This is a genomic window from Pleionea sp. CnH1-48, from assembly GCF_024124665.1.
Lineage (GTDB): Bacteria > Pseudomonadota > Gammaproteobacteria > Enterobacterales > Kangiellaceae > JAMXSB01.
The window spans coordinates 155,138-167,978 of record NZ_JAMXSB010000003.1; the positions used below are offsets into that span (position 1 = coordinate 155,138).

The window sequence follows — 12,841 nt, forward strand, 5'->3', positions numbered from 1 at the left end:
CAAACAAGCACTTATATTTGAACAGCAAACATCATATTTAGCTTTTCAAAAGCAGCAGCACCCGCCTCTTTAAAATCTTTGTGGGCAACCAACAACACACCCGTGTTAGCAAGGCTAAGCGCATCTTCCAAAGAGACTAACTGGACATTGTCCATCCCTTGTAGTGACTTAGGCAATTCCTGGATATGCGGCTCTACCACCAGTACTTTATGGTTTAATTCTTTCGCCAGTGTTTCAATGATAGAAAGCGCAGGACTCTCACGCAGATCGTCAATATCAGGCTTAAATGCAGCACCAAAACAAGCAACAACAGGCTCAGAGACTTGCTCAGCCAGAGCTTTCACTTTGTTAATAACAAAGTGTGGCTTGCCATCATTGATATTTCGCGAAAGACGAGTCATCTTGGCTTGCTCTGGAGCACTATCAACGATAAACCAGGGATCAACGGCTAAACAATGCCCGCCAACGCCAGGTCCAGGCTGAAGAATATTCACGCGAGGGTGGCGATTAGCCAATGCAATCAACTCCCAAACGTCAATATTCATTTTGTCACATATCAGAGACAACTCATTAGCAAACGCAATGTTTACATCACGGAAGGTATTCTCTGTTAACTTGGCCATCTCAGCGGTTCTGGCATCGGTCTTGATACAGTCACCTTGAACAAAGGACTTATAAAAAGCAGTTGCTCTTTCTGAACACTGTTCGGTAATACCTCCAATCACGCGATCATTTTCGATCAACTCACGTAATACATGCCCTGGCAAAACCCTTTCTGGACAGTGAGCTAAGTTCACATCGATATCAGTAGAGTTCTTATCCGATGGGAATCTTAGATCACTTCTCTCTTCAGCCAACCATCCTGCAATTTTTTCAGTAGTGCCCACAGGAGAGGTAGACTCCAGAATCACCATGTCTCCTTTTTTCAGTACCGACGCAATGTTTCTAGTGGCGCTTTCTACATAGGCCAGGTCAGGCGCATTGTTTTCTTTAAAAGGTGTCGGTACAGCGATGAGAAAGATATCAGCAGGTTCAGGTATTGTAGTTGCTCGCAGATTTCCAGTTGTTACCACAGAACGGACAACAACATCTAAGTCGGGCTCAATAATATGAATATCACCTTTATTGATAGTATCTACTGCATGCTGATTAACATCAACACCAATGACCTGAAAACCTCGGCCTGCGACCACAGCCGCCGTAGGAAGGCCGATGTAGCCCAATCCGATTACCGATATCGTCTTATCTTGCATTGCTCAAAATCTCCAAAATTCTTTCTACTGCTTTCCCATCACCATAAGGGTTATGGGCTTGTGCCATCTTATTAAATAACTCATTGTCATTGAGTAAGGCTTTAGCTTCTCGATAGATGTTATCTGCATTGGCCCCAACCAAGTGAACGGTTCCCGCCTCAACAGCTTCGGGACGTTCAGTAGTATCTCTCATAACTAAAACAGGCTTTCCTAAAGATGGGGCTTCTTCTTGAATCCCACCACTGTCCGTTACGATAAAATGGCTTTTCATCATCAAGTAAACGAAAGGCAGATAGTCTTGTGGAGCAATGAGGTGAACATCAGGACTATCTCCCAAAATATCATACACAGGCTTTTGTACATTAGGGTTTAAGTGCACAGGATAAACCACTTGAACGTCTTCCTCTTGTGCAAGCTTCTTAAGACCTTCACATATTTCTAAAAAGCCATCACCAAAATTCTCGCGGCGATGTCCAGTAACGAGAACCATGCGTTTATCGCTGTCTAAGAATGGAAATGCCTGCTGCATCTTAGCCGAAAGCTCTTGGTCAGCTTCAATTTTATTAACTACCCACAACAACGCATCAATAACGGTATTGCCAGTAACCGAAATAGCCTCTGGATTAGTATTTTCTTTTAACAGATTTTCTTTTGCAGTTTCTGTCGGAGCAAAATGAAACTGAGTAATTGCACCAGTTAGCTTGCGATTAGCTTCTTCTGGCCAAGGGGAATATATATTTCCAGTACGCAATCCAGCTTCAACATGGCCTACAGCAACCTGTTGATAAAATGCAGCCAATGACGCAGCAAAAGTCGTCGTTGTATCACCATGAACTAAGACAACATCAGGCTTCCATTCACTAATCACTTCACCAACACCATGTAACACGCGAGATGTCACGTCATAAAGTGTCTGACCCGCTTTCATCAAGTTCAAATCATAGTCAGGCGTTAATTCAAACAACGCAAGCACCTGATCCAACATTTCACGATGTTGCGCCGTCACACAAACTTTGGTTTCAAAACGGCTATCTTTCAACAAAGCGTTGGCAACAGGAGCCATTTTAACAGCTTCTGGTCGTGTTCCGAAAACGACCAATACTTTCTTTTTAGGTAAGCTCATAAATATTACGACTCTTTCTCTCGACCATATATATCTTCGAAGCGAACAATATCGTCCTCTCCAAGGTAACTACCGGATTGAACTTCAATCAATTCCAGTGGCAATTTGCCTGGATTCACCAAGCGATGAGTTGTACCAATGGGTATATAAGTTGATTGATTCTCACTCATCAAAAAGACTTTTTCGCCACAGGTAACTTCAGCGGTTCCTTTCACCACAATCCAATGCTCAGCTCGATGATGATGCATCTGCAAAGATAAGGAAGCACCGGGGTTTACAATAATTCGTTTCACCTGATATCGACTGCCATAATCAACGGTTTCATAATTACCCCAAGGACGATAAACACGACGGTGAGTTTCATGCTCATCACGTCCTCTGCGCTTCAATTCAGCAACAATGTCTTTAACACCTTGAGCTTGAGATTTATCAGCAACCAATACCGCATCAGGGGTCTCTACAACCACCAGATTATCCACACCTACCGTTGCCACCATACGTTGCTGAGCTGTTACGAAGGTATTGCTCGTGTCAGACATAATGACATCGCCTTGGCTGACATTGCCCTGCTCATCTTCACCTAAATGCTCAGCGACACTTGGCCAGGCGCCTAAATCAGTCCAACCACAGTCCATGGCAGACATGACTAACGAAACGCCCATTGCTTTCAAATCATTAACCTGCTCGATGACAGCGTAATCAATGGAGTCAGAAGGAGAGGTTTCAAATGCACTCTTGTCTACCCGGAAAAAATCCAAATCCTGATGCCCATTCTTAATGGCATCAGCACAGGCTTCGGTCATCTTGGTATTAAGTTGCTTTAGCGCTTTCAACCAAACCGATGCACTTAACAGGAACATACCACTGTTCCAATAGTAATGGCCTGATTTTACATATTCTTCAGCAACTTCAAGAGAAGGCTTTTCTTTAAACCCAACGACGGTTGCCAAGTCTTGTTCAGCAGCGGCCTCGATATAACCATAGCCAGTATGTGGACTATTCGGTGTGATACCAAAAACCCCAATACTTTTCGAGTGTTCGAACGACTGCGTAAGGCTACTGATAGAGTTAGAAAAAGAAGGCAAATCTTCTACCGCATGATCTGCTGGCAATACCAACATAATGCCGTCAGACATGTATTGTTCAATATATTGAGCGGCAAGAGTCAAGGCAGGGGCCGTATTCTTGGCTAATGGCTCAAGAATAATCGCAGATAAATCGATATTGCTCTCTTGAGCTTGCTGAGCGATTAAAAAACGATGTTGCTCATTGCAGATAACAAGTGGTGATGCAAATTCAACATCGGTTATGTGATTTCGTAAGTACTCAATACGTTTAAGTGTGTGCTGAAACAGACTTTGGTCATCTACTAGTTTAACCAGCTGCTTAGGGAATAATTCTCTCGATACAGGCCAAAGTCGAGTGCCCGAGCCGCCAGATAAAATAACAGGAATTAGTTTCATTGTCGTCCCTTTAGGTTAAAGTTCCCGAAAGCATTATTTTAACCAATAAAACAACATTTGTCTCATTCACAAATAGCAAGGGCGCCCTTCAGCGCCCCTTAGATGATTAGCTTTCACTAAATCTTAATAATCGATAAATTACTATCGAGTATTTTTTGGCCAATCCCAGGCACTTCAAGCAATTGTTCTACCGATTTAAACTCTCCAACTTGCTCTCGATAAGCCACAATAGCTTTGGCTTTCACCATTCCCACTCCCTTCAACATGGCGGCAAGACGTTCTGCCGTATCCAGATTGAGATTAGCTCCCTGTTTGAGTGGAGAGTTCGATTTTTCAACCAGCACTTCCTGTGCCTGCTCTAATTTTGCAGCGGGTTCCGGACTTTCTTTTGTCTCTGCTGACACAGAGACATTCCATGAGAAAAGCGATACTAATGCCGCAACGGCTAAAGATTTTACAACTTTCATTACTACTATTCCTTTTTAATTCAACTTACTTTTTTAGGTTCCTTATCACAAAGGAAGCTGAATCTTAAAAGGATTAGTCAGTTAATCCAATAGGGGTGCAATGCTTTCAGAGATATCGCACAAGGCTTTCAGAGAATTCTCAGCTTTGGTTATAGGTCGGCCAATAACCAGATAATCAGAGCCATTCGATATCGCCTGCTCTGGTGTCACAATACGGGTTTGATCGTCGGCAGCAGCACTGGCTGGGCGAATACCGGGCGTGACCAGACAGAAGTCCTTGCCGAGTTTTTCTTTTAAAAAGCTCGCTTCTTGTGCAGAACATACAACACCGTCGATGCCCGATGCTTGCGCCAGTTGAGCTAAAGACAGAACATGTTGTTGTAAGGGACGCTCAACTCCCACGGCTTTAAGCTCTTCTTCTGACATACTGGTTAATACGGTCACAGCAGTAATCAGTGGCTTCGTTTCACCATAGCTATCTAGAGCTTTAGCAGCAGCTTCCATCATCGCTCTTCCACCAGAAGCATGTACGTTCACCATCCAAACGCCCAAATCAGCCGCCGCTTTACAAGCATTGGCAACCGTATTAGGAATATCGTGAAATTTAAGATCTAAGAAAACATCAAACTTACGCTCAACCAATTGACGCACAAAATCAGCCCCAAAATGGGTAAACATCTCTTTGCCAACTTTTAGGCGGCACAGTGCAGGATCGAGCTTATCGACTAATGCCAAAGCCCCACTCGTATTATTAAAATCCAGTGCGACGACAATACGTGGATTTTGTTGGCTCATAGTTTTTTATTCTCCTTCCAGACCAATGATGGGTTTTACTGATCCCCAGCACTTACAACTTGGACACTGCCAAAACAAGCTTTTACCAGAAAAGCCACAATGCTCACAGCGATAGACCGGTTTAATTTCGATTAATTTACTAACAATATTTCTGAGCATTTCCAAGCTCGGACGGGCGCCATGTTCGGCTTTTTTCAAATGAATATCAATAAGTTTGTGCAATCCTTTAAGCGAGGGCTTTTCGTGCAAATGAGCCACAATAAACTGTGTCGCTTTTTCGTCACCCTGCTCAAGTAATAAGTGCTCAGCCAAAGCAAGAACCACACTGACTCCAGCCCCTCGATCCAAACTCTGATTTAAAAATTGATAGTAACCTTTTTTGTCATCTAATGCTCGATAACACTGTTCAAGCTCAGGCATCACTTCCGAAATGAAGCCAGCATTCTGACGCAGAATATCTTTGTAGAATTTTATCGCCTGCTTATATTGGCCTTCTGACTGAGCCAACCGCCCTCGTATAATATTGGCTCGGACGCAATCGGTGTCTATAGCGACGGCTTTCTTTAACACCTGATACGCTTGTTTTGTCTGCCCTTTGTCTCGCATGGACTCTGCGAGCTCACAATAAAAACCTGCAATTTCAGCGGCATGACTCTCTCCATCCACAGACTGTAGCTGTTCAGCAACGGTCACGGCTTTATCCCAGTCTCGTGTTTGCTGATAGATTCTCATGAGCTGTCCAAGGCTCGCTGCTTTATGCTCTGACTCTAACGAAAGTTCTTTAAAGATGCTTTCTGCACGGTCGAATAAACCAGCAGACATATAGTCATGCCCTAATTCCAGTAACGCAATTTTACGGGCACTAGCAGGTAGAGAAGGACGTGCGATAAGATTTTGATGCAAACGGATGGCCGTATCGACTTCGCCTCGCTTGCGGCGAAGATTGCCCAAGGTTAAATGAATCTCAATGGTTTCTGAGTTCACCTCTAACATACGGGTGAAAGTATCAATGGCCTTGTCGGGCTCTTCGTTAAGAATATGCTTGAGGCCAACAAAATAGCGTCTAGATAAGCCGCTATAGTTTTCTTGATCACTTTTAGATTGGTTTCTTTTGCCTACACGATAGCCAGAATAAGCTGCAACAGGCAGCAAAAAAACCAACGCATAATAAAGTGATTCTGCCCACATTAATAAGCATCCTTGATAGGGAGTGTTCGTAAGTTTTCTATTTCTTGGGTTTGATTATTTAAGCGTTTTCTCAGCATTCTATTTTTTTGCCGAAGAACCAGATTAGCGCTTCCGATTAACACCACACCGAGTACCAAGCCTACAGCAAAGGAACACAAGAGTAAGCTCCATAAACTAAAACTGGACTCACCAATAAAGTAGCTTAGAGTCACTAGCTGTGTGTTTTGCATAAAAAACACACTTAGCCCCGATACGCCGATGACTAACAATAAAAACACTAAAATGAACACTAACAAACGGCGCACACAAAAATCTCCTAAATTACGACAATTTTTTTATTCTTAAGTATAAAAAAAGGCACGTCAACGACATGCCTCGTATATTCCTTAGTATAGAAAAAAATCAGGTACGCTGGATACTCTCATTGACACGTTCACGCAATTCTTTTCCGGGTTTAAAATGTGGCACATACTTTCCAGCTAACTCCACAGCATCTCCCGTTTTAGGGTTTCGTCCGACGCGAGGCGCTCTAAAATGAAGAGAGAAACTGCCAAACCCTCTTATTTCGATACGCTCACCGCGGGCTAATGCTTGCGCCATGTGCTCCAACAAACTTTTGACAACTAATTCTACATCTTTTGCAGATAGCTGAGTCTGGCGACTTGCCAAACGTTCTATTAATTCTGATTTGGTCATATTCTGAACCCGTTTCCATCGTTCTCCGTCAGGCTAACACCCTTAAAACATAGTACAAAACGGGGGTAGAAATCAAAAAAAAATGCACTTAATCAATAGATTAAGTGCATTTTTCTCAAATAGAGATAAAGATTATGCGTCTTCTTTATCCATTTGAGCTTTCAAGAGATCACCTAAAGTTGCTGGACCAGCATCTTCTTGGCCTTTGCTGAACTCTTTGATTGCAGCCGCTTCGTCAGCAGCATCTTTTGCTTTGATAGATAAGTTGATAACGCGATTCTTACGATCAACGCCAACAAACTTAGCTTCAATAGCATCACCAGCATTTAAGTGCTTACTAGCGTCTTCAACACGCTCAGAAGCTAGCTCAGAAGCACGTAAGTAACCTTCTACACTATCAGAAAGCTCAATCTTCGCGCCTTTTGCGTCAACTTCTACAACCGTACCTTTAACGATGTCGCCTTTAGCGTTGTTAGACAGGTAAGTTGAGAAAGGATCTTCGTCAACCTGCTTGATGCCTAATGAGATACGCTCACGCTCAGCGTCAACAGCCAATACAACGGCTTCAACTTCGTCGCCTTTCTTGTAATCACGAACAGCTTCTTCGCCAGACATGTTCCAAGAAATATCAGACAAGTGAACCAAGCCGTCAATACCGCCGTCAAGACCGATGAAGATACCGAAGTCAGTGATAGATTTGATCTTACCAGTAACTTTGTCACCTTTATCGTTTTTGCTAGCGAATTCGTTCCATGGGTTAACTTTACACTGCTTAACACCCAGAGAAATACGACGACGCTCTTCATCAATGTCAAGAACCATAACTTCAACTTCGTCACCTAGGCTAACAACTTTGCTTGGGTGGATGTTTTTGTTAGTCCAATCCATTTCAGAAACGTGTACCAGACCTTCAACGCCTTCTTCGATTTCAACGAAGCAACCGTAGTCAGTTAAATTAGTAACACGACCTGAGATTTGAGCACCTTCAGGGTAACGACGAGCGATATCTACCCATGGATCTTCGCCTAACTGCTTAAGACCTAGAGATACGCGCTGCTTTTCTTTGTCGAATTTAAGAACTTTAACGTTGATTTCGTCACCCACCTGAACGATTTCAGAAGGATGCTTAACACGCTTCCAAGACATATCAGTGATGTGAAGAAGACCATCAACACCACCCAAGTCAACGAACGCACCGTAATCAGTAAGGTTCTTAACGATACCTTTCGCTTCAACGCCTTCTTGCAACTTAGCAAGAAGCTCTTCACGCTCTGCACTGCTTTCGTCTTCGATAACAGAACGGCGAGAAACAACAACGTTGTTACGCTTTTGGTCTAATTTGATAACTTTGAATTCCAGCTCTTTGCCTTCAAGGTGAGCTGTATCGCGAACAGGACGCACATCAACCAAAGAACCAGGTAAGAACGCTCGGATTTTGTTGATATCAACAGTGAAACCACCTTTGACTTTACCAGTGATAACACCGATAACTTTGTCGCCAGCTTCGTGAGCTTTTTCCAATTCTTTCCATGTCTCGAAGCGCTTAGCACGCTCACGAGATAGACGAGTTTCACCAAATCCGTCTTCAATTGCGTCAAGAGCTACTTCTACAGTGTCGCCAACTTCAACTTCCAGCTCACCGTTCATGCCCTGGAATTGGTCACGAGGGATAACACCTTCAGATTTCAGACCAGCATTAACAGTAACTGTTTCGCTGCTGATAGAAACAACAACACCCGAGATGATTGCGCCAGGGCGCATTTCGACTTCTCGTAAGCTCTCTTCAAATAGTTCTGCGAAATTTTCGCTCATTACATGATTCCCGATTTTTAGTACCGATCACTCGATACACATACGTCCAGCGTTTCAAATCCTAAGCGGCTGGGTTTAATTAAAAAACCTGCACTCTATCCTTGCAGCAAGTACCATAAACCGTTACACTCGAAAGCGTCTCTGTTATGACAAAGTCAAATTTTTCGCAATATATTCATACACTTGCGAAAACACTTCATCAATAGAATATAGCGAGCTATCAACGACTAAAGCCCCGTCTGCCGGAACCAAAGGTGCCACAGTTCGGTTGCTATCGCGCTCGTCGCGCTCTCGAATGCTTTCTAAAAGGGCCGATAGACTAGCATTTATCCCCTTTTCTTTCAACTGGTTGTAGCGCCGTTCGGCTCTTTTTTCAGCACTGGCAGTAAGAAAAATCTTGGCATTTGCTTCGGGGAAAACGACCGTTCCCATATCCCGTCCGTCAGCGATTAAACCAGGCTCTTGCTGAAAGTCTCGTTGGCGTTGTAACAACGCACTGCGAACCTCTGGGATCACTGCAACCTTTGATGCTGCCTGCCCTGCTTCGTCAGTTCGAATATCACGGCTAACATTGTCTCCATCAAGCAGCACATCAACTTCGCCAGATTGGCTATTAGGAGAAAACACCAGTGGTAGAGAAGATGCTAATTGGGAAAGAGAAGAAATATCATTAAAGTCAACAGCTTGGCGCTGAGCAGCTAAGCCAAGAACACGATATATCGCGCCACTATCCAGAATTGGCCAGCCAAGTTTTTCGGCCAAAAGAAACGCAATGGTCCCCTTGCCAGCACCAGACGGCCCATCAATAGTCACTACAGGTGATTTGTTCACTATTTATACCTAGTTCAGCACAAGATGCGCTATTTTAGTCAAATAAAATGAAAAAACCACCTAATTTCACAAGGACCCTTTTTTTAAGAACTCTCAAGCCTAACGAATACGGCCATTAGGCATAGAGGATGCCGCCAATGTACTCCCTTCACTCAGAGACATCTCTGACAGAATTCGATACCAGACATTGGTTTTCTCACCTTCACCCAACTTTTCCTTCAGCTCAGACTGAAGCTCTTGAGCCTGATGATTGTTTCCAGAAACCACATGCACAGCCATCAAGGACTTAAGTACAAATGAGTTGAGCAAACCAGACTCAAACGGCTCTGCTTTCAACAACGATAACTGATGCTTCGCACTGTCCCAGTCTTTAACAGCAAGAGAGTAGTAAGTATCGAGTAAATGAGAGTAACGGGTCGGTAAAACACGGGCACAACCGTTATCTTTTATCCTTTGCCAAAAATGAGCTCGCTGGCCAGAAGGTAAAAAGCCATTCACTGTTGCAGCTGTAGAATGAACATCGTCCCACAACAAACTTAACTGGACACTGTCTGTTATTTCACAGCTAACCAATACCCGTTTGAAGTTGTCAGCATCCTTGTACCAGTCTTCTTGCTCTTTAAACTCGTCAAAGTGAGCAACACCCAGCAGAAACTGTTCTATCTCTAATGCAGTACGATACTGCTTAGTAAAAAAGTTATCGCTTTTTAACAGAGCTTTCTGCGATGGCGATGTAGAACCATGTTCGTTCAATAAATACCCTGCAGCAAAGTCTCTCTGCGCCAACTCTAAAACATCAATGGCACTGCTCTTCTTAAATCTGGCTCGAGAGGAATACACATCCAGTATCGGATAATAGTCACTGTTGGCTTTATCCGTCGCACTTTTATTCAACTCTTTAATCAGTAGATTGTCCGCAATATAACGAACTTTCAAATCGTTGAGAGAGTAAATATCAATACGAGCTAACAAATCACTCACACGCTTCATTTCAAATAAGCTTTGCTGAGGAGCCAGCTGGTTTGAGTTAGATGCGATGACAATCATGTCTGCCTCAGCAGAAAGATAAAGGTGGTAATGTTCAAAGTTTTCCGCCAGTGCATTCAGTACACTAGCAACAAGCTGCGGCTCAATTTCGTAGAGTTGAATCCACTGAGTAAAGATTCCATCCTCAGTGAGTTTGCTCTTCATGTGCTTATAAAATTCTCGAGTAAACAAACTGCTCACACCACTTACCCAAGGGTTTGATGGCTCCGCCACAATGATATCGTACTGATGAGCATTTTTAGCAAAATAGGATTTTGCATCATCAAAAATAACATTGTGTCGAGGATCGTCGTAGGCAGCCTGGTTAATAGGCATGAACTGTTTTGCCGCTTCATACATAACAGGCTCGATCTCTACGGTATCTAACGAAACCAAAGCATCAGAAGCTAACATGGTGGCACTGCCAAGCCCTGTGCCAAAACCTATCTGCGCCGCCGTTTTTGCATCAGGTTTATAAGCGAGAGGTAAAGCACTCAACAAAGTCATCGTTTCTTCGTCGGCTGCCTGTAGTCCACCTTCCTTTACATTGATGGCGCCATCACTTTTGCCATTAGTAAGTAATCCAAGAATGCCATCCTCATTTTTGATTAGGTGGACGGTAGAAGTCCGTCCATCACGAGCAAAAACAACATCAAAATCTTTATCCAGCTCGGCATTTCCATGCCGGAACACTCCAGATGCAAGTTGGCGCTGGTCAACGTCCACCGTAACATAGATGGCCACTAAACATGCAGCCGCGGCATAAACGCTACCAAAAGAAAAGTTTGATCGATTCTTTCTGATCAACATAAAGATAAGGGCGGCTCCAAGAGTAATGTCCAGGAAAGCACCAAAAAATAATGCGCCCTTTAATCCGATAAGAGGCATCAGCAGATAGACAGCCATCAATACCCCCAGGATCGAGCCTAAGGTATTAACGGAATAAACATAACCGACGGCTTTCCTTTTTAACTCCGACTTCAAAAGAACTTTTGTAACGAGTGGCAAAGTCATTCCAGCTAAGAAGGTGGTTGGAAACATAACAAGCAAATAAAGCAACTTACTCACTACGTTATAAATGACATAGCCTTCATTGGTTTGCGCCAGCCCAGAAATAACACTCTCCATCAAGCCGAAACAGAGATTATAAACAGGGAAAGTTAAAAGCGCGCACACCCCCATAAAAATCTGAACTTGAGCCAGCGTATAAATAGGCTCTTTAAAACGATCGATACGGCTTTTTATCCACAAGCCGCCACAGGCTAAACCTAAAATAAAGCTCGATAGCATGAGCTCGAACGAATGAGTAGATGCGCCAGTAACAAGGCTGAGCATTCGGATCCATACAATCTCATAAATAAATGAGGCCATCCCAGTTACAGCGCTAAGGATGAACAGGATTTTAACAGCGCTTCCTTTGTAACGCTCTTCAGTCTCCTGTTGAGCTTGATGCTCCTGATAAACCACTTTCTTACTGGCAATATACAAGATAACAGCAATTAACAAATTACCTAGCGCAGAAATTAACAGAGCGCCAGGCAGGCCAACACTGGGGATAAAGACGAAAACGCTGGCTAACACACCAAATACGGCACCTATACTGTTAGCAAAATAGAGAGATGATATTTTTTCTCCGGCAGACTCTGGAGAAATTTTGAGTACTGAAGACGACATCAATGGAAAAGTCGTACCAAGTAGTAAAGACTGCGGAAGAATAATCAGTGCCGCGATTAAAACCTGAGACCAACACAAGCCCGCATCACTACAATAGGCTGGTAATATTGATACATAAGAAAAGTCGATAACCGCTTTATAGATATCATGGAAGAAAAGAGAAATCACTCCAATGATTAGCTCAACTAAGGCATACATTAGCAGAGGATTTTTGATTCGAGTTTCAAACTTTCCTATAAGCCACGCACCTACAGACATACCACCAATAAAAACGACCAGAACGGTTACCTGACCGTAAATGGCATGCCCTAAAAACAGCTTGAGGTAGTGAGACCAGATAGACTCATAAATTAAGCCACAAAAACCCGAAAGGACAAATACAAAGTACAATGCCCTAATCATTTTATTATTCCCTTCCATTACTTCCCCCTAAAAAGGTCATACATCTCTTTCAAAGGTAACCCTTACTGTTAATAGAGTTATCTAAAAAAGGCAGCTTAACGCTGCCTCTTG

General features: G+C 43.2%; 11 protein-coding genes. All 11 read right to left on the reverse strand.

Annotated elements, in window-relative coordinates; translation table 11 throughout:
- Positions 1–11 precede the first annotated feature (11 nt).
- A complete protein-coding gene (gene wecC, locus NH399_RS05845; RefSeq protein WP_253037764.1) occupies positions 12–1,253 on the reverse strand; it encodes a UDP-N-acetyl-D-mannosamine dehydrogenase in 1,242 nt (413 codons plus the stop codon).
- On the reverse strand, positions 1,243–2,376 hold the full coding sequence (wecB, locus tag NH399_RS05850; RefSeq protein WP_253037765.1) for a non-hydrolyzing UDP-N-acetylglucosamine 2-epimerase: 1,134 nt from the start codon (positions 2,374–2,376) through the stop codon (positions 1,243–1,245). Before wecB ends, wecC begins: the two co-directional genes overlap by 11 nt.
- A gap of 5 nt (positions 2,377–2,381) precedes the next feature.
- Positions 2,382–3,839, reverse strand: a complete 1,458-nt coding sequence (locus NH399_RS05855; protein WP_253037766.1) for a mannose-1-phosphate guanylyltransferase/mannose-6-phosphate isomerase — start codon at positions 3,837–3,839, stop codon at positions 2,382–2,384.
- 116 nt (positions 3,840–3,955) lie between these two features.
- A complete protein-coding gene (locus NH399_RS05860) occupies positions 3,956–4,306 on the reverse strand; it encodes a helix-hairpin-helix domain-containing protein (protein WP_253037767.1) in 351 nt (116 codons plus the stop codon).
- 81 nt (positions 4,307–4,387) lie between these two features.
- Positions 4,388–5,101 carry an orotidine-5'-phosphate decarboxylase gene (gene pyrF / locus NH399_RS05865; RefSeq protein ID WP_253037768.1) on the reverse strand — a complete coding sequence of 238 codons (714 nt, stop codon included), beginning with the start codon at positions 5,099–5,101 and terminating at the stop codon, positions 4,388–4,390.
- Between the two features lie 6 nt (positions 5,102–5,107).
- Entirely contained in the window at positions 5,108–6,289 is a 1,182-nt protein-coding gene (gene lapB / locus NH399_RS05870; protein ID WP_253037769.1) for a lipopolysaccharide assembly protein LapB, read from the reverse strand.
- Positions 6,289–6,594, reverse strand: a complete 306-nt coding sequence (locus tag NH399_RS05875; protein ID WP_253037770.1) for a lipopolysaccharide assembly protein LapA domain-containing protein — start codon at positions 6,592–6,594, stop codon at positions 6,289–6,291. Before NH399_RS05875 ends, lapB begins: the two co-directional genes overlap by 1 nt.
- A gap of 97 nt (positions 6,595–6,691) precedes the next feature.
- A complete protein-coding gene (gene ihfB, locus NH399_RS05880; protein WP_253037771.1) occupies positions 6,692–6,985 on the reverse strand; it encodes an integration host factor subunit beta in 294 nt (97 codons plus the stop codon).
- A gap of 132 nt (positions 6,986–7,117) precedes the next feature.
- Entirely contained in the window at positions 7,118–8,797 is a 1,680-nt protein-coding gene (gene rpsA / locus NH399_RS05885; protein WP_253037772.1) for a 30S ribosomal protein S1, read from the reverse strand.
- Positions 8,798–8,941: 144 nt separating this feature from the next.
- Positions 8,942–9,628 carry a (d)CMP kinase gene (gene cmk / locus NH399_RS05890; RefSeq protein ID WP_371876060.1) on the reverse strand — a complete coding sequence of 229 codons (687 nt, stop codon included), beginning with the start codon at positions 9,626–9,628 and terminating at the stop codon, positions 8,942–8,944.
- A 99-nt stretch (positions 9,629–9,727) separates the two neighbouring features.
- Complete coding sequence (locus NH399_RS05895; protein WP_253037773.1) at positions 9,728–12,748, reverse strand: fused MFS/spermidine synthase; 3,021 nt, start codon at positions 12,746–12,748, stop codon at positions 9,728–9,730.
- Positions 12,749–12,841 lie beyond the last annotated feature (93 nt).